Raw genomic sequence first — 22,455 nt, 5'->3', positions numbered from 1 at the left:
CCAACTTTGCGCTAATGATGCCTTATTAACTTTGTTTAAAAGATAGTGGCCGCGCTTTTGCATGGTCTTGCCTACTATTCCTTATACAAAACGACTTGCCGCTAGCAACTAACAGGCAATAAAAGTGCCAACCGCGCACATAACGGGAGAAAGAATGTTAATTGACCTTAACAGCGACATGGGCGAAAGCTTTGGTGCCTGGAAGATGGGCGAAGATGAAGAAATGCTTAAAATCGTCACCTCCGCCAATATTGCCTGCGGCTTCCACGCGGGCGATCCCGACGTGATGTGCGACACGTTGCAGGCGGCGAAAACTTACGGCGTTGGAGCAGGGGCACACCCGAGTTTCCTTGATATTCAGGGCTTTGGCCGCCGGCAGATCCTGGGGGAAACGCCCGCGCAAATCGAACGGCAAATTATTTATCAAATTGGCGCACTCAAAGCGCTTGCTGAAAGTCTCGGTTTTCCGTTGCAACACGTTAAAACCCACGGCGCGATGGGCAACATGGCGGCGGAAGACCCAGAGCTGGCGATGGCCGTGGCGCGGGCGATTTACCTCGTTGATCCGCAGTTAATCATGGTGGTCATGCCGGGAATGGAAACGGAAAGGGCGGCGGAAAAAATGGGGCTGAGAATGGTGCGAGAAATCTATGCCGATCGCGCGTATACCGAAGCGGGCACGCTGGTTTCGCGCAAGCTGCCGGGCGCGGTGATTCATGACCCGCAGCAGGCCGCCACGCGCGTCATGCAAATGATTGAAAGTCAGGCCATTCTCACGCTCGACGGCAAGAAACTGCCGACGCGCATCGACAGTATTTGCGTTCACGGCGACACGCCGGGCGCGGTGGAAATGGCGCGCCAGCTCAGAACGCTGCTCGAAAGCAACGGATTGACGCTGGCGACGATGGCAAAAGTTATTGCTTAACGCTGGCTTTTAGGTCGCCGATTAGCGACGGCGGGTTTCCCAAATTTGCGGATTAAGCAGCGCGGCGGGCGGGCGATCGTTTAACACATTGACTACACCCGTCGCGGTGGCACTTGCCATGCGCATCAACGCCTGCTCCGCCGATGCCGCCGCGTGAGGCGTTAATACCACGTTGGGCAGCAGCGTCAGCGGGCTTGAGGCAGGCAGAGGTTCAACCGCAAAAACGTCTAGCCCCGCGCCCGCAATCTCGCCGTTTTGCAGCGCATTTATCAGCGCGGCTTCATCTATCAGCGCGCCACGGCTGGTATTGATCAAATAGGCCGAAGGCTTCATTAATTTAAGCTGCTCTGCGCCGATGAGATGGCGGGTTTCTGGCAGGGACGGCGCGTGCAGCGTCACGATATCGCTGTCAGTCAGCAAGTTTTCGAGACTCTGCGCCTTGTGCAAGCCAAGCTCCGCCAGCTCTATTTCGCTTCGGCGACTTAACACCAACACCCGCATACCCATTGCCTGCGCCAGCGTCGCGACGATTTGGCCGATCGCGCCGAAACCGACCACGCCCAGCGTCGCGCCTGAAAGCTCGCGTAATCCGCCTTGAAATCTAAATGAAAACTCACCGTTTCGCACCGCGCGGTCGGACTCGGTAATACGTTTGGTGAGCGCAAACATCAGCCCAAGCGCGTGTTCCGCGACCGAACGATTATTTGCGCCCGGCGTATTAAACACGGCGATGCCCAATTCATTGGCGGCGTCTAAATCGATGCCGTCGATGCCCACGCCATGCACGGCGATTGCCCGCAGATTAGGCAACTGCACCATGCGAGTGCGCGAAAATTGTCCGCTGCGATAGATTGCCGCGACCACGTTTTCAGTTGGCGCGGCCTCGCAGGCGGCCTCGCCAACGACCGGTTCGAGGCCGTTATCCCTAAGTTGCTGCAAACCTAAGGCGTGGATTGGCTGAGGAATTAAACAGATTTTGTTCATTTTTTCACTCTTTTTAGTGGATAACGTGCGCTTGGCATTTTAATTGCATTTCATTTGTATACCAAAATAATGCCAATTTTGTTTTAACTTTTTATTTAAAAGGAACGGTATGACCGCTAAAAACGACTCATTTCTGTCCGACTTTGTATTGGATGCCACGCGCGGGACCGCAGTCGCGTTACAAAAAGGTCAGGTGCTACACATAACCAATCTCCAGGGAAATCAAGTTGTTGATGCGTGGGCTGTAATGCAGTCCGACCCTTTCGAACACTCGTCAATGGAACATACGCGCTCATTTAACAGCAATTTGTTTTATCAGTTGAACATGCCGGTGGTCAGCGTTTATCGCCAACCGATGTTCACGCTGGTCGGCGACACGACGCCGGGACGTCACGACACTCTGCTTTGCCCGTGCAATGCCGCCATTTATCGCGAGCTTGGCTGCACGGAATATCATCGCAGCTGTACCGATAATTTCCACGAAGCGCTGGCAGAACAGGGGATTAGCCTGCCGTTTACCCCAGCTTCGTTAAATCTATTCATGAATGTGCCGATCACCGAAGCTGGCGAACTCGACCGCGTACCGCCGCGCTCCGTCGCCGGTGACGTGTTGCAACTGCGCGCCGAGGCCGATATTTACGTGGTGCTTTCAGCATGCCCACAGGACATCACGCCGATAAATGGCGCGTCGCGACAGCCTGCCGACATCGGATTAGCGATTTCTCCTTTTCCGTTTATGACCCACGTGGAGTCTGTTAATGCAGAAAACGTGCCGGAGGCGAACAAATGATTGAATCATCGATTGAAAGCGCTCTGGAAACGACGGCGCCTTTATTAACTATCCGCGAACTTAATAAAAGTTACGGCGATCTGCACGTGCTGAAAAACGTTGCGCTCAACGTTCATAAAGGCGAGGTGGTGTCGATTATTGGCGCCAGCGGTTCTGGCAAAAGCACCTTCCTGCGCTGCCTTAACGTGATGGAAATGCCGCAAAGCGGTTTTATGAATTTCGATGAATTTGCCTTCGATTTTCGCGATGGCGCACGGGCGCAGCCGACGGAAGAGCAGTTGAGACTTCTGCGGGCGCGCATCGGCATGGTGTTTCAAAGCTATAACCTGTGGCCGCATATGACAGTGCTGGAAAACGTGATTGAAGCGCCGCTGCGGGTTAAAAAGATGTCACGCAAGCTGGCAGTTGAGCTGGCCGAAAGCCTGCTGAGCCGCGTGGGCCTGTATGAAAAGCGTTATCAGTATCCGGCAAAACTGTCGGGCGGACAGCAGCAGCGGGTGGCAATCGCCCGCGCGCTGGCGATGAAACCCCAGCTCATGCTGTTTGATGAGGTCACCTCCGCGCTGGATCCCGAGCTGGTCGGTGAGGTGCTGGCATTGATGGCATCGCTGGCAGATGAGGGGATGACCATGCTGCTGGTGACCCACGAAATTGCCTTCGCAAGGGAAGTCTCTTCGCGGGTGGTCTTTTTCGATCAGGGCGTGATGGCCGAAGACGGGCCGCCAAAGCAGGTGCTGCACAATCCTGAAAGCCCGCGTTTACGTCAGTTTCTCAGCCGTATTTTGCATGAAGATTTCAAGTCGCAGGAGAGCCGCCCATGAACCAGATTTGGAGCGACATCAACACCTACGGCATGGGATTTCTCGAGGCATCGTGGACCGTTTTGCTGATCACTATCTCGACCATCATTCTCAGCTGGGTGTTTGGATTCGTCGCCGTGAGCGCCAAAACCTCGTCGGTTAAGTTTTTCCGTGGCGCAGGCCGTTTCTATATCTGGTTTATTCGCGGTACGCCTGCGCTGATTCAGGTGTTTGTGGTCTATTTCGGCTTTCCACAAATCGGCATCCACCTTTCGCCTTTCGTTGCGGGCGTGTTGGCGCTGGCACTCAACAGCGGCGCTTACGTGGCGGAGATTATTCGCTCGGGTCTGAAAGCCATTCCGCGCAGTCAGGTGGAGTCTGCCTCGGCGCTAGGGATGAGTAAAAACGAGATTATGCGCCGCATTGTGTTGCCTCAGGTGTTTCGCATCGTGCTGCCGCCGTTGACCAACGAGGCGATTTCGACGCTGAAAAATACCTCGCTGCTTTCAACGATCACGGTGGTGGATATCACGCTGTACGCGCAAACCATCATTTCCGCGACGTTCCGCCCGTTCCAGTTTTATATCGCGGCGGCGCTGATTTACCTGCTGCTGACCACGCTGCTGACCGAGCTTTCTGACTGGCTCGAACGTCGTCAGGCACGCTTTAGCTAACTTTCGGAGCCTTTTATGAGCGTTTTACCGACCGATTCTCTGGAAACGCCACGCTTTTGCGGCGTGCCTACTTTTATGCGCCTGCCAATGGCGACCGATCTGAGCCAGCTCGATGCGGCGATAATCGGCCTGCCTTCCGACTCTGGCGCGCCGTTTCGCACAGGGGCGCGTTTTGGGCCCAACGCCGTGCGGGCGATGTCTATCATGCTGCGGCCGATTAACCCTTATCGTAACGATATCAATATCTTTGAGACGTTACGCTGCGCCGATGCCGGTGATGCAGCCACGGTGCCGGGTTATGAAGTGGAATGTTTAGAACGTATCGAACAGGCGGTTTATGCCCTGTCGAGCGCGGGCGTGGTGCCGTGCGGCATTGGCGGCGATCACTCCGTGACGCTGGCCGAACTGCGCGCCGTGGCGAAAGTTCACGGCCCGCTGGCGTTGGTTCAGTTTGATTCACATAGCGACACCTGGGACAAATATTTTGCCGACAAACGTTACAGCGCCGGCACGCCGTTTCGTCGCGCGGTAGAAGAGGATCTCGTTGACCCGTCGTATTCGATTCAGGTTGGCCTGCGCGGGTCGCTGTTCCGCACCTCCGATATCACGCAATCCCTTGATTTAGGTTATGAAGTTTTCACCACGGACCAGATGTTTGATTTGGGCATTAAAGAGATGGCGCAGCGGATTGCCGAGCGCACGGCGGGTCGTCCGACCTTTATTACCTTCGACATGGATTTTGTCGACCCTGCTTTTGCGCCGGGCGTGCAAACGCCGGAGGCCGGTGGGCCGAGCGCGCGCGAAGCGTTGCTGCTGCTGCGAGCACTGAAAGGCATCAATATGGTGGGCTGCGACGTAACGGAAATTAGTCCGATGTACGACGGACCGGGGCAAATTACCGCGCTTCTCGGCGCGACGGTGATGGCCGAACTTTTGGCGCTGTTAGCCAGTGAGCGCGCGGCATAGGCGTGAACGTTAAAATAGTTACAACATACTGTTCGATGAGCTTCACTTGTTAAGCTAGTTACAACATACAGGGCTGTTGATGCAACGATGACTTGCATCCAACTATTTATTATTCCCAACTCATTTTTTACAGCTAAAAAGAGAGTGACATCATGAAAATTAAGCATTTTCTCAGCATTGCCACCGTTCTCGCCGCTATTTCAACGCCATTTTTCGCCAGCGCCGCAGAGAGCACTGGCAGCCTTGAATTACTGAATCCGGGCAAACTTTCTGTCGCGACAGAAGGCACCGATCCACCGTTTAGCATGCGTGGCGCAAACGGCCAGCTTGACGGTCTGGAAATTCGTATCATGAAAGAGGTGGCGCGCCGCCTGCACCTGGAATACACGCCGGTTATCACCAAATGGGACTCGATTCTTGTCGGCTTACAGGCCAACCAGTTTGATATGAGCAGCGCCGCGATGGACATTACGCCAGCGCGGCAGAAAGCGATCGTCTTTTCCGACGGCTGGATTGAGTCTGGCGGGCGCATCATTTTGCCTAAAGATTCTGCCATCAAATCGGCGCAGGATTTAAAAGGCAAACGCATCGGTGCGCAGGTTTCTTCCACTTATGCGCAGCTGGCTGTCGATCACGGCGCGACGCTGAAAAACTATATTGACGTCACGGCGGCGGTGCAGGATCTCGCCAACGGCAATATCGACGGCGTGATTAACGATTCTATCGGTAACGCCTATCTTATCAAGGACATGCACTTACCTTTAACCCAGACGCCAGACTATGTCAGCGTGATTCAGAAAGGTTTTGCCTTCAAAAAAGGTAAGCCAAATCTGGTGGCGGCGGTCAACAAGGCGCTGGCGGATATGAAGGCCGATGGCACTTATGCTAAACTCGTGACCCCCATTGTGGGCTTCGATCCGGCACCTAAAGATCCGGTTCGCACGCTGCCTCAATAACCATGTCATGACCCATGGCGCGACGCGGTTTGGTGGCACGTAAAGCATGGCAGGCACAACGCCTGCCTTTTTTATCAGTCTTGTTAATGTGAAATCACTCCATGGATCCCATTAAAATTTCCTCTGATTTGATTGGTGAGCGCGAGCAGAATCTCGGCACAAAGGCCTACGAGGTGCTGTTGAAGATGCTGATTAACCGCGAATTGCCGGTTAATACGGTGCTACAGGAAAGAAAGCTGGCCGAACTGCTCAACATTTCACGCACGCCGGTTCGTGACGCGCTTAACCGTCTGGAAAACGAGGGATTTATTACACGTGCGGGTGGCAGAACGCCCGTGGTGAAAGAGTTTTCCATTCGCGAGCTAATCGAAACGCTCCACGTGAGGCGAACGCTGGAATCGGAGGCGGCCAGCTTATCGGCAGGTCGCGTGCCTCCCGCCGAGCTTGATGCTATCGAAGCCGGGATCCGCAAGCTGCTGGCCGAGCAGAATCCGAGTCCGCAAGATGACTGGGAAATCGACAGCCGCCTGCATAACGCGCTGGCGCAGTACAGCGGCAACCAGCTTTTAACCCAGTATATTGAAAGCCTGCGTCTGAAAACGCGGATGTTTAACCTGCGTCAGGTGCCGGAACGCTTTGTCAGCGGCCATCACGAACACTTGGAAATCATCGCCGCGCTGCGTAGCGGAGATGCCGACGCCGCGCGCGTTGCCGCCGCCAAACACATTGATAACGTAAAAGAAAGCATCGTGCGCCGGTTGAGTCAGCTTTAACTCCCTATGATTAAAAACACGACTTATTAATAAAAAGACTAGGGTCAGCCCGCTAAAATGCGCAACGGCTGACCCGCCTGCCATGCCTGAATATCTTCAATCGCTTCGTTGAAATAAATGCGGTAATTATCGTCCGTGACGTAGCCCAGATGCGGCGTCGCCAACACGTTGGGCAAATGGCGATACGGGTGATTGTCGGGCAATGGCTCTTGATCAAACACGTCGAGCCCGGCTCCGGCCAACTGGTAATTCAACAGCGCTTCAAGCAGGGCGGGCTGATCGACCAGTCCGGAACGCGAGGTGTTAATCAGCAACGCGTTGCGCTTCATAGAGGCTAAATCTTCTGCGCCGATAATCCCGCGGCTCCGCTCGCTGAGCACCAAATGCAGGGAAACAACGTCACTCCGCGCCAGCAGCGCCTGCTTTGATTCGGCAAACTCCGCGCCAAATTCGGCCGCTCGCTCGGCCGTGAGATTTTGGCTCCACGCTAACACCTTCATACCAAACGCCTGCGCGATCACCGCCATTTTCTGCCCAATCTTGCCCAAGCCGATAAGCCCTAACGTTTTACCTCGCAGCCCAACGCCCAGCGTGCTTTGCCACGGACCACTGTTACGTATTGAACGATTTTCAACGGTTAGGTGACGCGCCAAGCCGAGAATCAAGGCCCACGTCAGCTCGACGGGCGCATCCGAACCGCTGCCGGTGCCACAAACCGTGATCCCCTGTGCCTTGGCCGCGGCGAGATCGATGGAGGCGTTCCGCATTCCCGAGGTAATCAATAGCTTTAATTTGGGCAACTGCGCCAGCAATGTCGCCGTCATGGGCGTGCGCTCGCGCATAATGACCAGAATATCGGCCTCTTTTAGCGCCTCGACTAACTTTTCAGGCTGATGGCAGGGATTATGTAAGGCTACCGTTTCAACCTCTGGCATCAGCACGGACCAATCGGCCTGACATAATGCAACATTTTGATAATCATCGAGAATAATGCAGCGTAGCGTCATAATTTTTCTCTGCTATTAGGGGGCAATGATTCGCGGGATAGTGTCTAAAAGTTATAGCAGGGACGACTCAACCAGGAAAGGCTTCCTTTAGTGAAATAGGATCTTGGCAACAAAAATAGGCGTGGATTGCTGTTGCAAAAATACATTTAATAAAAATACCTTTCTTATAGAAGAAAAGCGCTTATAAAAGAACAGAAAGGTTAGGTCGCTTAATTATTATTAAAGAAGCTAAGGTGATCTTAAATAGAAAATTTATATCTATTATATTTCGCTCTTATTAATTTTATTTGCTTTCTATGTTTTCAATGAAGAAGAAATGACTTTATTCTCATAATTACAATCTGCATTATGCCTTCCCATTATCTCATTATTACCTCAGCCACAGGGTTTGCGCGTCTGTGATTTAATCATTCATGATTATTAGAAGGATTTATATTAAATGGAATCAATTATTTTTAGAAACGGGACGTTCTTAAATCCTGCGAAAATCTCTCTTGGAATTATCGTAGCCTTATTATGTTTTCAACAGGCCTCTTTTCAACAGGCGAATGCCGCTGAAAAGGCTATTTCACCTGAAAACACGGTTACTTCCAACGACGGCCCCGTTAAAAAAGATTTGTCCGCCTCAAGCTACGCCTCGGGCGTGGCAAGTCAGGCCGCCAGCCAGCAGGTTGAAAATTTGCTTAATAAATTCGGCGGCTCATCGCGTATTACGCTCGGAACCGGATTGGGTTCACCTCATTCTGCAATGGCCGCAGATCTCTTGATCCCGCTGTTTGATAATCAAAAAGAAAACCTGTTTTTCACCCAGCTCGGTTTTCGTCGCATTGACTCCAGAAATACGCTCAATCTTGGCTTAGGCAGCCGATATTTTACCGATTCCTGGATGCTCGGTGCTAACGCCTTCTTTGATAACGACATGACGGGGAAAAACCGTCGCTGGGGGCTTGGCGCGGAATGGTGGACCGATAATCTTCGCCTGTCTGCCAACGGCTATCGGCGCATCACCGAATGGCACACCTCCCGCGACGGCGCTGATTTGCAGGAACGTCCGGCCAACGGCTGGGACATTGAAGCGCAAAGCTGGTTACCCGCCTATCCGCAAATTGGCGGCACGTTGAAGTATGAAAAATATTATGGTCAAAACGTCGCGCTAATCAGTCGAAATTCGCTGCAAAGCGATCCTTCCGCGCTGAGCGCCGCCATTAACTGGACACCCGTTCCGCTGGTCACGTTTGAAGGCGAGCATCGCGCGTCGATGGGCGGCAAGGCCGATAATCGGGTAAGCGTAATGTTTAACCATTCGTTTGGCCGCTCGCTGTCGGCAAGTCTTGATCCCACTCAGGTCGCTGCCAGCCGAAGCCTGCAGGGCAGTCGTTACGAGCTGGTTTCGCGCAATAATCGCATTGTGCTGGACTACCGTAAACAGACATTGCCTGGTATGACGATGGCTAAAAAATTCAGCGGCACGGCGGGGCAGAGAATAAAGCTGGGCATCGAAATGACGTCTACTAATACCTTTAAAGAATTGCGTTTGGAAGCGCCAGAATTTCTGAAGGCTAAAGGGGAGATTATTAACGGTAAGACGAAAGAGGCAGAAATCATTCTTCCTCCCTTTATAGAAAATGGAATAAATAACTATAAGTTAACGGCTATCGCGATTGATAGTAATGGCAAGCATTCAGCGCCTGTAGAAGCCACAATAACGGTTTATCAAGGCGTCGAAGGTGTAAATGCCGCTAATAAAATCAAAGATTTATTTTTAACCGCCGATGGTAATAGCGAGACAACGTTTTCTGTCGCCTTAGTCGATAAAGAAGGCAAGGCAATTACCGGCGCTCAGAATAAACTGACCCTTCAGGGCGTTGCAGGCAAGGATAACAATAATCTGGTGACGGCGAGTCGTTTTAGGCCGAGCGACAGTGTTGACGGGACTTATTTCTCAACGATAACGGCGGGCAATAATGCCGGTACTGTAACGCTGATACCTTCTTACGACGGTAAAGATCTCAGTGGCAGTGATCTGACGTTAACCTCGGCATTAGGATTAAACAATAGAGTTTCAAGATTTGAATCCAATATTGATGTCATGGCTATTGGTCAGGAAATTGATCTTCACGCGACCGTTCGTGATAAAGAGGGCAAACCGGTAATGAAAGAGAAGGTGGTCATCACCAATAAATCGACCGGAAAAACTTTTACTGTAATAACCATGAGCGATGGCGTTGCCGACGCCATTATAACCGGCGATGTTGCGGGGGCAACAACGTATACCGCCCAAGTCGGCACCGGTCCGATATTGGAGAAAACGATAACCTTTAGTGACGCTGTAATTTCTTTAGGTTTGAGCGGAGATAAAAACTTTGCTTATTTGGGTCAGGAGTTATCTTTAAATGTTCTTGTAAAAGGTATCCACAATCGGCCGCTTAAGGGTAAAAGTGTCACAGTAAAATCAATCGGCAATACTGTTCCTGTCACTGCATTAATTCCTATTTCTGACAAGAAGGGGATTGCGAGCTTTGAAGTTTCACACTCAAAAGAAGAAGATATTCAATTTATCGCAACCGTTGATGGCGTAACTTCCAATACGATAAAAATCCAGTTTATAAAACCTTAATGCTTCACACCCTTTTATTACGCCCAGCATCAATGGTGTTGGGCAATGCCAAACAGAAAGCATAGAAGAGTAAAGCCTTGCAGTTTGGGCTTTGAGCTTAATAGGGTTAAAAGGAATTATCTTGTATGAAATCACTATTTAAATTAAGCGCCAAACCTTATTTGGCATCACTAATTACGTCATTAACTTCACCACTAATTACGCGACCCAAACTAAAAATGGCCCTGTTTATTATATTTTCCCTAACAGTTTGCCAGCAGGCCAACGCTGCTCCCCAGCCGAAAGAGGATAAGCCCGGGCTGTATAACAAGCCGTTTGAAGGGGGGCCGGTCGAAAAAGATACGGATGCCGCCAGCTATGCCTCGGGTGTGGCAAGTGAGGCCGCCAGCCAACGGGTTGAAAATTTGCTTAATAAATTTGGCGGCTCGTCGCGTATTACGCTGGGAACCGGATGGGGTTCACCTCATTCTGCAATGGCCGCAGATCTCTTGATCCCGCTGTTTGATAATCAAAAAGAAAACCTGTTTTTCACCCAGCTCGGTTTTCGTCGCATTGACTCCAGAAATACGCTCAATCTTGGCTTAGGCAGCCGCTATTTTACCGATTCCTGGATGTTCGGTACTAACGCCTTCTTTGATAACGACATTACGGGGAAAAACCGTCGCTGGGGGCTTGGCGCGGAATGGTGGACCGATAATCTTCGCCTGTCTGCCAACGGCTATCGGCGCATCACCGAATGGCACGCCTCCCGCAACGGCGCTGATTTGCAGGAGCGTCCGGCCAACGGCTGGGACATTGAAGCGCAAAGCTGGTTACCCGCCTATCCGCAAATTGGCGGCACGTTGAAGTACGAAAAATATTATGGTCAAAACGTCGCGTTAATCAGTCGAAATTCGCTGCAAAGCGATCCTTCCGCACTGAGCGCCGCCATTAACTGGACACCCGTTCCGCTGGTCACGTTTGAAGGCGAGCATCGCGCGTCGATGGGCGGCAAGGCCGATAATCGGGTAAGCGTAATGTTTAACCATTCGTTTGGCAGCTCGCTGTCGGCAAGTCTTGATCCCACTCAGGTCGCTGCCAGCCGAAGCCTGCAGGGCAGTCGTTACGAGCTGGTTTCGCGCAATAATCGCATTGTGCTGGACTACCGTAAACAGACATTGATCGCTATGTCGATGAACAAAGAACTGATCGGTACAGCGGGTAAAAATATTGCGCTGGGTATCAATGTCTCTTCAACTCACGCCTTTAAAAAATTGCGTCTGGACGCGCCAGAGTTTATTAATGCCGGCGGGAATTTTATTAACGAAGAGAGTAAAGAGGCGTCGCTTATTTTTCCGCTTTATAAAGAAGGCGAAGCGAATACGTATCCGTTAACGGCTGTCGCCATCGATATTAATGGCAAGGAATCAACACCCGTTATTGCAAAGATAATGGTTTTGCCAGACCTCAGCACGGACAATTCCACGGCCGTCATCGATGTTCCAGATTTAATCGCTAATGGCACGGCAACAACGATTTTGTCCGTCAAGTTAGTGGATAAAAATCACAATGTTATTTCCGGTGCTCAGAGTCAATTGAGTCTGGCGATGGAAGCAACCAAAAGCGGCGAGAATCTGGTGACCTTTACGCAGTTTGCCGAAACTACGACCTTAGGCACGTATTCCGCCACGATAAAAGCAGGTTCCAAAGAGGGCGTGGTGACGCTGGTTCCTTCGTTCAACGGTCAGGTGCTTGATAAGGTAAAACTTACGCTCAATCCAAATACACCCGTGGCAAAGGTTGAAATAACGTCAGACAAGCATTCAGCCACGATTAATCAACAAATCAAACTGACCATGAAGGTTATGGATAAACAGGGCGATCCGATTAAAGGTAAAGAAATTACTTTTGCTACTTATGGCAGCAACTTAACCTTTACCGATGAAATATTGATGACCAATAGCGAAGGTATTGCTACCGCTAATGTGTCTTTTAATTTAGCCGATGATGTGCAAATAAGAGCCTATGTGGAGGGAATTTGGTCAGAGATGTTATGGCTGAAATTTACTGAAAATGCTATTCCAGCAACCCTGACCTTAACCTCTAACGTAATAGCAAATTGCCTCGGTGAATTCACGGTTGTAAGAGCAGTAGTCGCTGATAAAACGGGTAAACTTCTGGCTGGGCAAACTGTTAATTTTTCATCCAATATAAAAGGTTTGGAAAAAGGTAAAGATTACCAAACGGTTGAAGGCGGCTTTATCGAATTTGTTGCGACCAGCGTAGTAGAAGGCGATTTTTTCGTGAGAGCTAAAGTGACTGATAATATTTCTTCCGAAGTAAAATTAAATTTCCATAACATTGATTGTATAAATGAATTGCATAAAAGATTTGCATAAATGAATTGCATAAAAGAATTGGCTAAATCTCCTCTGTTATATCTCTAAAAAAGAAGCCCTATGCTGCATTAACAGTAAGGGCTTCATTTTTATTGCCTGATAGTTTACTCGGTAAAACTATTTATTCTCCAAAATCAGGCCTTTGGAAATATCCACACGTCATTGGCCGGCAGTGTGAGACGGCAGGTTGCCGACTCCCTGACGTCAGATCCGTAAGCGCGAATAACAAAGTCATCGGCCTGCGTGCGGAACAGATATTCCCAGCGGTCGCCGAGATACATGCTGGTTAATAACGCCAGCTGTAACTGATTATCTTCCTCTCTGTCGGTCAAGCGCACCCGCTCGACGCGGATCACGGCGGTTCCCTCTGTTCCAGCCTGCAAACCTTGTCCGGCTTTGCCCAACAACGCCCAATCTTTGCCCTCAATTCTCGCCATTCCGTCGCGCACTTCGGTAACTTTGCCGTGCAGACGGTTATTGCTGCCCATAAATTCGGCGGTGAATAGGGTCGACGGCGAACCGTACATCTCCTGCGGCGTGCCTTCTTGCTCGATTTTACCGTTATTAAGCAGCAGGATACGGTCGGAAATCGCCATCGCCTCATTTTGATCGTGAGTTACCATCAGCGCCGACAGTCCAAGTTTGATAATCAGTTCGCGCAGGAAAACTCGCGCCTCTTCGCGCAGTTTGGCATCGAGATTCGACAGCGGCTCATCGAGCAAAATCACCGGCGGGTTGTAAACCAGCGCGCGGCCAATTGCTACGCGCTGCTGTTGTCCACCCGAAAGCTGATGCGGATGCCGATTGCCAAGATGCCCCAGCCCGAGTTGATCGAGCACGCTTTGCACGCGTTCCTTCACTTCTGTAGCTGAGGTTTTGCGCAGTTTTAACGGATAGGCGACGTTTTCAAATACCGTTTTATGCGGCCACAATGCGTAAGACTGAAACACCAGCCCGAGATTTCGCTCCTCGGCCGGAATTTCGCTACGAGAGGTTCCGGCATAAACCGTATTCTTGCCAATCACAATTTTGCCCTGCGTAGGTTTCTCCAGCCCCGCGACGGCGCGCAGCAGCGTGGTTTTTCCACTCCCGGAAGGCCCGAGCAATGAAACCACTTCGCCGCGCCGTAACTCCATCGAGACGCCTTTCAGCACCGGATTGTCGCCATAAGTTAAATGCAAATCTTCTACCGTCAGTTCAATCATGTAATTTGACTCCAAAACGCAGGGCAATCCCCAAACCGAGCACCACCAGCAGAATATTGATAAAGGAGAGGGCGGCGACAATGTCTATCGCGCCCGCGGCCCAAAGAGAAACCAGCATCGAACCGATCGTTTCCGTGCCGGGCGAGAGCAAATAAACACCCGTCGAGTATTCACGTTCGAAAATCAGGAACATCAGCAGCCAGGAACCAATCAGCCCGTAACGGGAAAGCGGGATCGTGACATGACGCGTAATCTGCCCGCGCGTGGCGCCCGTGCTGCGCGCCGCTTCCTCCAATTCTGGCGCTACCTGAAGCAGCGTCGAAGAGATCAGCCGCAGCCCGTAAGCCATCCACACTACCGTGTAAGCCAGCCAAACGGAGAAAATCGTGCTGCGCAGTGAGCGAAGCCAGACGATGAAATGTTCGCGCAGCCAATCGGCTATCGGCAAGGCGGCGAGCCAGCCATCTTTAAGCGAGCGGTCGAGCCACATCGGCAGAAACAGGAACACCCAGAGAAACGCCAGACCCGCCAACAGTCCCGGTACCGCGCGCGGGACGAGCACGCTGTAGTCAAGAAAACGCGTCGCGCCATCGGGTTTGCGGTGCATGGCGATGCCGATAAACAGATAGCAGACTACCGCCAGCGCGCCGCCAATCACGCCAATCGCCATCGAGTTAACGATAGCGCGTAGCAGGTTTGGCTGCTGCCAAATGGTGCGGAACGTATTAAGAGAAAGCTCATCCCACAGCGAAACGCCCACGCCCCAGTTAGAAATAAACGCCCGCAGCACCACGCCGACCAGCGGCACGCCGATAGTGATCGTCAGCCAAAATACCACCACCGCACCGGCTACCCAGCGCCATTTTCCGAGAGGCAGAGCGCGCGCCTGTGAGGCTTTGCCTTTCATAGTGACAAAACGGTTGGCGGTGCGCATCAACCGGCGTTGCAGCATCACCAACGGAATAGTGATACAAATCAACACTACCGCAACTGCTGCCATCAGATGATAAGACGGCGTGCCGAGCTTGTTGGTTAACTGATAAAGATAGGTGGCGAGCACCAGATTGCCTTCGGGATCGCCAAGCACCAGCATCAAGCCGAACACTTCCAGCCCTAGGAAGAACAGCAGCACGCAGGCATACAAAATAGACGGCCGCACCATCGGCAGTGAGACGGCGGTCATTACCTGTAGCGGCGAAGCGCCCGCCGTTCGCGCGGCTTCCTCCACGTCGGACCCAACACTGCGCAGCGCCGAGGAGATATACAAATAAGCGTGCGGCACGTGAGTTAACCCGGCAATCACCACGATGCTCGCCATCGAATAGATATTCCACGGCACAAAGCCAAACAGCGACTCGGCCCACAGCGAGAAGAAGCCGACCGGCCCTGCCGCGACCACATAACCGAAGCCCAGCACCATCGGCGAAACAAAAATGGGCACCAGAATCAGCGGTTCAATAAAACGTCGGCCGGGTAAATCGGTTCTGACCATTAAAAAGGCCAGGATCCCGCCGAGCGGAATGGCGATCACCACCAACCCAAAGGCGAGAATAAATCCGCTTTTCAACGCTTTATAAAAGTCTGGATCGGTGAAGATGAATTCGAACGCTTCCAGACTGATGACTTTGGAGGGCGAGAAGAACGGGGCAGAAAGGAAACTCTGAATGATAATAAAGGAGAGCGGCACATAAATGACCAGTGCCGTGATAATCACCACCACGCTGCGCGGCAGACTTTGCCATTTTCTCAGCAAACCACTCATAAACAGTCCCTATATTCTCAAGCAAGACAACGCGTTAAGTCCCTTCCCCCGTGATTGGAAGAAGGGAAGTAAGAGGGCTATTTTGCCGACGCTTCGCGCCACTGTTTGATGTAATCCAGACGCTTTTTCTGCTGCAAATATTCCAGCAGCGTTTCATCGACCGGAATCGGTTTAAGCGCGTTGCCCAGCATTTTGGTCATGCCGTCGATATCATTTTTGCCTTCGATATCGTTGCGAATCGAAGGAATATCGGCCTGATTTGCCAAGATACTCTGGCCTTTTTCCGACAGCACGTAGTCAAGCCACAGCTTGGCGGCGTTGCTGTTGGCGGTCTCTTTACTGATAAAACTCACGCGGGAGAGCACCAGCGTATAGTCTTTCGGATAAGAGATGCCGAGCGTCGGGTCAGTTTTGGCACGCGCTTCGGCGTAGGAACCTAGTATGTTGAAACCAATCAGGTTTTCACCGGAGGAAACGCGTTCCATCATGGTGCCCGTCGAGGACTGCACCGTCAGGCCGCCTTTAGCAATGTCGGCGAGCTTTTTGAAGTAATCCGGATCCGCTTTGAAATCCTGCACCGACAGCATAAAACCTAACCCTGATTTTTCAATATCATAGGTCGTCACTTTGCGTTTGAATTTGTCGGTTTGGCTGGCGATAAGCTTGGCCAGCGCAACGTGTGAATCGGGCACATCACCCGCTGGGATTAAACGTTTGTTATAAATAAATACCACCGGCTCATAGGTTGTGCCATAGGCTTTATTTTTCCATACCGCCCATTTTGGCAGCTGTTTTTGTTCCGGCGAGGCGTACTCTTCGGCGTAGTCGGTCGCCAGTTTTAGCGCCGTGTCCATCGACGAACTCCACACCACGTCGCCGCTGGTGCCGCCCGCCGCCTGTTCGCTGATATAACGGTTGTACAATTCGGTACTGTTCATATCGTTATATTCAACTTTCACGCCCGGATAGGTCGCCTCAAAGCCCTGAATCAGCGGACCAGCGGCTTTGGTATCCGTGGTGGAATAGATGACGACCTTGCCTTCTTTTTTCGCGCCATCTACCGTTTTTTGATAATCGGCCGGATACCCTTGCGGAAAATCCGCCCAGGCCGAAACTGAGAAAAGCACCGTCAACGTAACCAAAGAAACTTTGAATTTATTTAACATTTATATTTACCCTTGTTTACATATTGGAAATATAAATTAACATATAGGCGATGTGGACTTGGGCGCAATGGCGAGGGCGGGATATCTTCCCGTTTTGTGAGGCTGGACGATAATTCTACGGCAATCAGCGTGTAACGCGGCGGCTATAAATAACAAAAGGAAGGGCGCCAACCCTTCCTTAATGCTCTACGTTTATCGATGGCTTAGTGCTGGATCACTAAAACTCGACGCTGGCACTCAGCACGGCGTTACGCGTTTCACCTTCTTCAACCCGCAAATTACCCCCGCTTGACGTGTAATAGTGCTTGTTAAACAGGTTATTAACGTTCAGTTGAAGATGCGTTTTTTCACCCCACAGCGTGTTGTCCCAGCCGATAAAGCTGTCGGCCACCACATAATCCGGCAGGCTGAAGCTATTATCCGGGTCACCCGCGCGCGAACCCATATAACGCGCGCCGCCGCCAACGTGGAAATTACCCGGCAAGAGATGCCAGTCGAGTGTATGGCTGAGATAGACGGCACCCGAATTGCGCGGCGCGTTTTGCAGTCGATGACCATTATTCGCCGCGTTGTTTTGATCGTCGACGATCTTGGCCTGATCGTAGCTGTAGTTGGCGCTGAGATTCCAGCTCGGCAAGATCTCGCCGTTGATTTCAAATTCTGCGCCTGTCGAACGGGCTTTATTGACGGCATAAGTTGAGCCATTCAACGATAACGACACATTTCTTTCATCGATCCGATAGAGCGCCACGGAGGCAAATACCGCCGGCGTCATCTGCCATTTGCCACCGATTTCATAGGTCGTGCCCTGCTCAGGCTTGCCCACGTTGCCGTTATCATCAACATCGGTAGACGGCGTAAAGGATTTACTCAGGCTGCCGTAAAGGGAAATATCCGGCGTCAGCTTGTAGATAAGGCCGGTTTGCGGCAGGAATTTGTTGCCCTCATCGCTGTACGTTTCAACGACGGGATTAAACCCCTGCGACTGGCGCTGCTCATAATGCTGATAGCGCGCACCGGCCACGGCGGTCCATTTTGAAGTCAGGTCAATGCTGTCTTTGGCGTACAAAGAGCGGCTGTGAAGACGATTAAGTAAATTGCTGGTCGACGTTTTTTCCGTGCTGCTGTCGGTGACCGGCGTCATGCCATAAACGGGGTTGTCCAACGTGTAAACGCTGTTGGTTGTACCCGTGTAGGCGTGCGCGCGATAGGTCTGGATCATCTCATAATCCGTGCCCAGCACCAGATTGTGGGTCATGCCAAAGAGTTCAGGCGTGCCCGTAACATCCCAAGAAACGTATTTGGTTTTGTGATTAAAGCCGCGATTGGCATCGGCTCGACGAGTCACCGCGCCGGTAGTGGCGTTGATCGCCGTGACGCGAACTTCATTATTATTGTACTGACGCTGGTTCATGCCGAAGGTCAGGCGCGTGCTCCAGACATCGCTGAGCTGATAATCCCAATGCGAATTAAAGGTCTGATTACGGCCCCACGCGTGGTTGGTATAGTCATCAAGACGCGTTTTATAGCCGATAGAAACCGGTTTGCCGTTGATAAACGCCGTGCCGCGATCGTAAGGAATATCATACTGATAGCTCTCGTAGCTCACATAAAAGCTGGCTTTTTCGCCATACCACTGTAAGGAAGGGGCGATCAGATTGTGTTTTTGACTGCCAAATCCGCGCCAGTAATCCTGATCCTGCTTTTCGGCAATCAGTCGAAAGGCGAAACCATTGCCTAATGGGCCTGTGACGTCGATTGAGCCTGCGCCGCCGCCGGTGCTGTTGTAGTGGCCGCCGACAATAGTGTGCCAATCGTACTGCGGTTTTTTACTGACGATGTTGATCATGCCGCCCGGATTAAGGATGCCGTAAAGCAGCGAGGCGGAGCCTTTGAGGACGTCAACGCGCTCTGCCGTGGCGTCAAGATTCAGTCCCTGGCTGCTGCGAATGCCGTCACGAAAAATCGAACCATCGGAGTTGGTACCAAAACCGCGACGCACAATGCCATCTTCCGTGCCGCCCAGTGTATTAGTTTCCGCCGCGCCGCTCACAAAGCGCATCGCGTCACTCAGGCTGGTAATTTGGTAGTCGTTAAGCTGTTTTTCGGTCACTACGGAGACAGATTGCGCTTCATTCAGGCGCGAAGTTGGCGTCTTGCTGGCAACCGAGGTCACCGGGCTGCTGTAGGCATTGTCGAGCTGATCGTCGGCCGTGACAGTAATGGTGTTGCTGTTTTCAGCGGCATAAACGGCAGTAGAGGAAAGGAAAAGGCCGCCACAGAGCGCCGCTTTAACTTTCAACGAGCAAGGGGTAACGGAATACCGGCTGGAATTGTATTCCTTGATGCTTTTTTTCATTTTGAATCACTGACCCTGAGGAAGAAAAACGGCGGCGAAAATAAACGCTCTTTATCGCAATTGATAATCATTCAAACATATGGTGATGTAGTAGTAAATGTTGTAGTAATATTGGCAATTCACTACAAAAGAACATCCCTGACTTTGATGCGCAGGACGGATGTTAAGAGATAAAAAACAATGAAAACAGCAGCCTCTGTCTTAAAAACCAGTCAACGTAGTGACGTTTTTGGCGAACGATTACGCGCGCGAGGGCATCAGCTTTCGCCGCGCTTACAGTCGGTTTTACGCTACATAAACGAAAATAGGGAAGGGATCCTTGAAAATACCGCGCTGGAAATTGCCGCCGCAGTGAATACCTCCGACGCTACCGTGGTCCGCGCCGTACAGGCTCTCGGATTTACCGGCCTGCGCGACCTGAAAACTACGCTCGCCCGCTGGTTTGAGCCCGTCATGAACTCCACCGAAAAAATGCACACTACGGTCGATGAGCTGACTCATGATACGCAATCAAGCATCGATTTTGTGCTTGAAGGGCATCGACAGGCGTGCGATGCGTTATCGTCCGCCGCCAACAGAATTGCGCTTTCGCAGGCGGTTTCACTCTTAAACGAGGCGCGAAATGTGGCGGTATTCGGCATTAACGCCTCCGGCATTCTTGCCGATTATAGCGTGCGATTATTCAATCGTATCGGCCTGCCCGCCGTCTCATTAAATCGGGTTGGAATCGGTCTAGCGGAACAGCTACTGGCATTAAAACGAGGCGACGTGCTGATTATGATGGCGCAGAAGTCGGCGCATCGTGAAGGAATGACGACGCTGCGCGAAGCTAAACGGCTGGGTATTCCGCTGATTTTATTGACTAATGCCGTGGATTCGCAGTTTGCCAAAGAGGCTGAAGTCGTCATTAACGTGCCGCGCGGCGGTGAAAACGGTCGCGTTCCATTACATGGCACCGTGCTTATCTGCCTTGAAATGCTGGTGTTTTCGGTCGCTTCGCTCTCGTCGCAGCGGACAATGCGTTCAATGAAACGCATGCAGGAACTTCATAAAGGGCTCAAGCCCGGCACCCGAAAAAAATAGCGCCGCATCTAAATGTGATCCCGTTAGGCGCCTAAGGATTATCTTAGTTTTCTAGAGACTTTGGAAAAAATCGCCACCCTCTACTAGCCTTAAATAACTTTAACAAAGGAGGATGTATGGTCGATACAAGCAAAATTCTGGATCACGCTCAGGTTGTTGACGTTAACGGCGAACATGTAGGGATCGTCGATCACCTAGATGGCGAAGACAAAATCAAGCTGGCAAAAAGTGACCCAGAAGCAGGCGGCAAGCACCACCTGATCCCGATTAGTTGGGTAAAAGACGTAGATGACAACAAAGTTGTGTTGTCGAAATCCAAGTCTGATGTTGAAAAAGAGTGGCAGTCTGTTTAAGAGATAAAGTTTGAGAGTGAATCCTTAAACAGTGCCAGAAGCCTGCGTGAGCAGGCTTTTTTGTTATGGCTCATTCCCAATAGGCTTAATGACTCTTTGATAACCATTTATTAAGCCGGTTAATTCAATAATTAGAGATTACGGTAAAAACTTAATATCGGTTGGGGTGCCAATTTGCACCGTGACGCCCGTTGGCGTTAGCGCACCGGTATCAGCGTCACGACGTAACTCGACGATATTATTTGAATAGACGTTGGCAATCAGCAAATACTGCCCGGTTTTATCAAAGGCAAAAGCACGAGGCTCAATACCGCCCGCCGAGAAAGTATTGGCCGAGCTTAATTTGCCGCTCGTCGCATCCGCTTTAAAGACCGCAATTTGGTTTACCTCTCCGCGATTACCCACGTATAAAAACTTGCCGTCTGGGCTAAATAGAATTCCCGCACCAGCTTTATCTTCTGCTTTAGCGCTTGGCGTTAAATCCAACGTTTGAATTTCGGATAGCTTGTCTTGTTCTATCGCGAATACGTGTACTTTCGCCGACATTTCCGTGCTGACATAAGCAAACTTGCCATCTTTGGAGAACGTCATATGGCGTGGGCCTTCACCCGGCTTGAAATGAAGGTCAAACTGTGGCGCCGCTATAAAGGGAGGTTGCTCGGCAGATTGATAATGATAGGCGTGAACAACGTCAGCGCCTAAATCAGCCACAAATAACAGTTTACCGTCTGGGCTGATATTAACCGAGTGGGCATGGCCGCTGGCCTGTCTGTCCGCAACGGCGTGCGAGCCCTTAATTAAAGGCACGTGCTGTAATAAATTTCCTAGGCTGCCATCGGCCTGAATAGGGAAGACACTAAATCCCGCCTGATTAGGGCCTACCGAATAGTTGGCCGCCAGCAGATATTTACCGTCGGCCGTGATGGAGGCGTGAGTAGGATGCTGCCCGTGACTGTCGACTTCATTCAGCGTCTTAAGTTTGCCCTCTGGCGAAACCTGCAGGGACGTCACCGAACCCTTTTCGTTTTCATTGGTGGTATAGGCAAATTTATAATCGTGGCTAAAAACTATCCATGAAGGGCTGGATATTTTCAGCACGTCGAGAGGCAGCAGCGTGCCATCGCTATTTAAACGCAGGCGATAAATTCCCTGACTTGGATAGATAGCTTTCTGCACTAATTTACCCGTGGTTTGACCTGTCCACGACCCGACTAAAAACGTTTGCGCAGGGAGGTCTTGAGGCGCTGATGTTAATGGAAGACTTTCTTCCGTATAAGTTCTCGCTTCCGCATAAGACATAGTGGTACCTAAAATAAGGGAAAGGGTGGATACTTTGAGTGCCTGAATTAACAGGTTGCGCTTGAAAACTATATTCATTTTAAAACCCCACAGATATTGTTAAGTACCATTTTTCTTATCGTAATGCTAACGCGGAGCCGCCGATTAAGGGCTTAAATACATAATCGCGTTACAGGTAATATAGGTCATTTCCTAAAGATAAGCCTATAATTTAAAGAGAATTTTTCGATTTAGTGCCTTCTAGTAGACTTGTCTTTAAGTCAGTTAGTGTAAACTTATGTAATTTAAAGTAAGATGAACCCTAGCCTATTCTGCCACGTCAATATATAGGTTATAAATTCTCACCCAACTGTTTTAA

At 51.0% G+C, this 22,455-nt stretch carries 18 protein-coding genes; 11 read left to right on the top strand and 7 right to left on the bottom strand.

Annotated elements, in window-relative coordinates; translation table 11 throughout:
• The first annotated feature begins 154 nt into the window (after positions 1–154).
• Positions 155–925, top strand: a complete 771-nt coding sequence (locus SC206_RS03815; RefSeq protein WP_332734339.1) for a LamB/YcsF family protein — start codon at positions 155–157, stop codon at positions 923–925.
• Between the two features lie 21 nt (positions 926–946).
• Here SC206_RS03815 and SC206_RS03810 read toward each other — a convergent pair whose 3' ends face one another.
• The gene (locus SC206_RS03810; protein ID WP_332734337.1) at positions 947–1,909 is read right to left on the bottom strand and encodes a hydroxyacid dehydrogenase; all 963 of its coding nucleotides are present in this window, start codon (positions 1,907–1,909) and stop codon (positions 947–949) included.
• Positions 1,910–2,018: 109 nt separating this feature from the next.
• On the opposite strand from SC206_RS03810, the gene SC206_RS03805 reads away from it, so the two are divergent.
• The 6 genes from SC206_RS03805 to SC206_RS03780 all read left to right on the top strand — a co-directional run bounded on the left by SC206_RS03805 (position 2,019) and on the right by SC206_RS03780 (position 6,868).
• Positions 2,019–2,699, top strand: coding sequence for an urea carboxylase-associated family protein (locus SC206_RS03805; protein ID WP_332734335.1), 681 nt, complete (start codon positions 2,019–2,021; stop codon positions 2,697–2,699).
• The gene (locus SC206_RS03800; protein WP_332734333.1) at positions 2,696–3,520 is read left to right on the top strand and encodes an amino acid ABC transporter ATP-binding protein; all 825 of its coding nucleotides are present in this window, start codon (positions 2,696–2,698) and stop codon (positions 3,518–3,520) included. The genes SC206_RS03805 and SC206_RS03800 overlap by 4 nt, the downstream gene beginning before the upstream one ends.
• Positions 3,517–4,173: an amino acid ABC transporter permease gene (locus tag SC206_RS03795; RefSeq protein ID WP_332734331.1), complete on the top strand. Its 657-nt coding sequence runs from the start codon at positions 3,517–3,519 to the stop codon at positions 4,171–4,173. Before SC206_RS03800 ends, SC206_RS03795 begins: the two co-directional genes overlap by 4 nt.
• Before the next feature lie 15 nt (positions 4,174–4,188).
• Positions 4,189–5,139, top strand: coding sequence for an agmatinase (speB, locus tag SC206_RS03790; RefSeq protein ID WP_332734329.1), 951 nt, complete (start codon positions 4,189–4,191; stop codon positions 5,137–5,139).
• A 152-nt stretch (positions 5,140–5,291) separates the two neighbouring features.
• On the top strand, positions 5,292–6,095 hold the full coding sequence (locus tag SC206_RS03785) for a transporter substrate-binding domain-containing protein (RefSeq protein WP_332734327.1): 804 nt from the start codon (positions 5,292–5,294) through the stop codon (positions 6,093–6,095).
• Between the two features lie 101 nt (positions 6,096–6,196).
• The gene (locus SC206_RS03780) at positions 6,197–6,868 is read left to right on the top strand and encodes a GntR family transcriptional regulator (RefSeq protein WP_332734325.1); all 672 of its coding nucleotides are present in this window, start codon (positions 6,197–6,199) and stop codon (positions 6,866–6,868) included.
• A 44-nt stretch (positions 6,869–6,912) separates the two neighbouring features.
• Here the strand turns inward: SC206_RS03780 and SC206_RS03775 are convergent, their stop codons facing one another.
• Positions 6,913–7,875, bottom strand: coding sequence for a D-2-hydroxyacid dehydrogenase family protein (locus SC206_RS03775; RefSeq protein ID WP_332734323.1), 963 nt, complete (start codon positions 7,873–7,875; stop codon positions 6,913–6,915).
• Positions 7,876–8,314: 439 nt separating this feature from the next.
• On the opposite strand from SC206_RS03775, the gene SC206_RS03770 reads away from it, so the two are divergent.
• Entirely contained in the window at positions 8,315–10,492 is a 2,178-nt protein-coding gene (locus SC206_RS03770) for an inverse autotransporter beta domain-containing protein (protein WP_332734321.1), read from the top strand.
• 218 nt (positions 10,493–10,710) lie between these two features.
• Entirely contained in the window at positions 10,711–12,870 is a 2,160-nt protein-coding gene (locus tag SC206_RS03765) for an inverse autotransporter beta domain-containing protein (RefSeq protein ID WP_332734319.1), read from the top strand.
• Positions 12,871–13,004: 134 nt separating this feature from the next.
• Here SC206_RS03765 and SC206_RS03760 read toward each other — a convergent pair whose 3' ends face one another.
• The 4 genes from SC206_RS03760 to SC206_RS03745 all read right to left on the bottom strand — a co-directional run bounded on the left by SC206_RS03760 (position 13,005) and on the right by SC206_RS03745 (position 19,362).
• Entirely contained in the window at positions 13,005–14,075 is a 1,071-nt protein-coding gene (locus SC206_RS03760) for an ABC transporter ATP-binding protein (RefSeq protein ID WP_332734317.1), read from the bottom strand.
• On the bottom strand, positions 14,068–15,837 hold the full coding sequence (locus tag SC206_RS03755; protein WP_332734314.1) for an ABC transporter permease: 1,770 nt from the start codon (positions 15,835–15,837) through the stop codon (positions 14,068–14,070). Before SC206_RS03755 ends, SC206_RS03760 begins: the two co-directional genes overlap by 8 nt.
• Before the next feature lie 77 nt (positions 15,838–15,914).
• Positions 15,915–17,003 (bottom strand): ABC transporter substrate-binding protein, encoded by a 1,089-nt coding sequence (locus SC206_RS03750; RefSeq protein ID WP_332734312.1) that lies wholly within the window; start codon positions 17,001–17,003, stop codon positions 15,915–15,917.
• Positions 17,004–17,220: 217 nt separating this feature from the next.
• Positions 17,221–19,362 (bottom strand): TonB-dependent siderophore receptor, encoded by a 2,142-nt coding sequence (locus tag SC206_RS03745; RefSeq protein ID WP_332734310.1) that lies wholly within the window; start codon positions 19,360–19,362, stop codon positions 17,221–17,223.
• Between the two features lie 180 nt (positions 19,363–19,542).
• Between SC206_RS03745 and SC206_RS03740 the strand changes: the two genes are divergently transcribed.
• Both SC206_RS03740 and SC206_RS03735 read left to right on the top strand, forming a co-directional pair.
• Positions 19,543–20,445 carry a MurR/RpiR family transcriptional regulator gene (locus SC206_RS03740; RefSeq protein WP_332734308.1) on the top strand — a complete coding sequence of 301 codons (903 nt, stop codon included), beginning with the start codon at positions 19,543–19,545 and terminating at the stop codon, positions 20,443–20,445.
• A gap of 116 nt (positions 20,446–20,561) precedes the next feature.
• A complete protein-coding gene (locus SC206_RS03735; RefSeq protein WP_332734306.1) occupies positions 20,562–20,798 on the top strand; it encodes a DUF2171 domain-containing protein in 237 nt (78 codons plus the stop codon).
• A 138-nt stretch (positions 20,799–20,936) separates the two neighbouring features.
• Here the strand turns inward: SC206_RS03735 and SC206_RS03730 are convergent, their stop codons facing one another.
• Positions 20,937–22,097, bottom strand: a complete 1,161-nt coding sequence (locus SC206_RS03730) for a lactonase family protein (RefSeq protein WP_332734304.1) — start codon at positions 22,095–22,097, stop codon at positions 20,937–20,939.
• Positions 22,098–22,455 lie beyond the last annotated feature (358 nt).

The sequence above is a fragment of the Rouxiella sp. T17 genome (assembly GCF_036663475.1).
Taxonomy (GTDB): Bacteria; Pseudomonadota; Gammaproteobacteria; order Enterobacterales; family Enterobacteriaceae; genus Rouxiella.
Note: the sequence above shows the minus strand (reverse complement) of the source record. Positions and strands in the feature narration are given on the sequence as shown.

What these genes read in the sequence shown, in the direction of transcription:
- SC206_RS03815 (WP_332734339.1), top strand. Translation starts at nt 155, where the DNA reads ATGTTAATTGACCTTAACAGCGACATGGGCGAAAGCTTTGGTGCCTGG.
- SC206_RS03810 (WP_332734337.1), bottom strand. Translation starts at nt 1,909, where the DNA reads ATGAACAAAATCTGTTTAATTCCTCAGCCAATCCACGCCTTAGGTTTG.
- SC206_RS03805 (WP_332734335.1), top strand. Translation starts at nt 2,019, where the DNA reads ATGACCGCTAAAAACGACTCATTTCTGTCCGACTTTGTATTGGATGCC.
- SC206_RS03800 (WP_332734333.1), top strand. Translation starts at nt 2,696, where the DNA reads ATGATTGAATCATCGATTGAAAGCGCTCTGGAAACGACGGCGCCTTTA.
- SC206_RS03795 (WP_332734331.1), top strand. Translation starts at nt 3,517, where the DNA reads ATGAACCAGATTTGGAGCGACATCAACACCTACGGCATGGGATTTCTC.
- speB (WP_332734329.1), top strand. Translation starts at nt 4,189, where the DNA reads ATGAGCGTTTTACCGACCGATTCTCTGGAAACGCCACGCTTTTGCGGC.
- SC206_RS03785 (WP_332734327.1), top strand. Translation starts at nt 5,292, where the DNA reads ATGAAAATTAAGCATTTTCTCAGCATTGCCACCGTTCTCGCCGCTATT.
- SC206_RS03780 (WP_332734325.1), top strand. Translation starts at nt 6,197, where the DNA reads ATGGATCCCATTAAAATTTCCTCTGATTTGATTGGTGAGCGCGAGCAG.
- SC206_RS03775 (WP_332734323.1), bottom strand. Translation starts at nt 7,875, where the DNA reads ATGACGCTACGCTGCATTATTCTCGATGATTATCAAAATGTTGCATTA.
- SC206_RS03770 (WP_332734321.1), top strand. Translation starts at nt 8,315, where the DNA reads ATGGAATCAATTATTTTTAGAAACGGGACGTTCTTAAATCCTGCGAAA.
- SC206_RS03765 (WP_332734319.1), top strand. Translation starts at nt 10,711, where the DNA reads ATGGCCCTGTTTATTATATTTTCCCTAACAGTTTGCCAGCAGGCCAAC.
- SC206_RS03760 (WP_332734317.1), bottom strand. Translation starts at nt 14,075, where the DNA reads ATGATTGAACTGACGGTAGAAGATTTGCATTTAACTTATGGCGACAAT.
- SC206_RS03755 (WP_332734314.1), bottom strand. Translation starts at nt 15,837, where the DNA reads ATGAGTGGTTTGCTGAGAAAATGGCAAAGTCTGCCGCGCAGCGTGGTG.
- SC206_RS03750 (WP_332734312.1), bottom strand. Translation starts at nt 17,003, where the DNA reads ATGTTAAATAAATTCAAAGTTTCTTTGGTTACGTTGACGGTGCTTTTC.
- SC206_RS03745 (WP_332734310.1), bottom strand. Translation starts at nt 19,362, where the DNA reads ATGAAAAAAAGCATCAAGGAATACAATTCCAGCCGGTATTCCGTTACC.
- SC206_RS03740 (WP_332734308.1), top strand. Translation starts at nt 19,543, where the DNA reads ATGAAAACAGCAGCCTCTGTCTTAAAAACCAGTCAACGTAGTGACGTT.
- SC206_RS03735 (WP_332734306.1), top strand. Translation starts at nt 20,562, where the DNA reads ATGGTCGATACAAGCAAAATTCTGGATCACGCTCAGGTTGTTGACGTT.
- SC206_RS03730 (WP_332734304.1), bottom strand. Translation starts at nt 22,097, where the DNA reads ATGTCTTATGCGGAAGCGAGAACTTATACGGAAGAAAGTCTTCCATTA.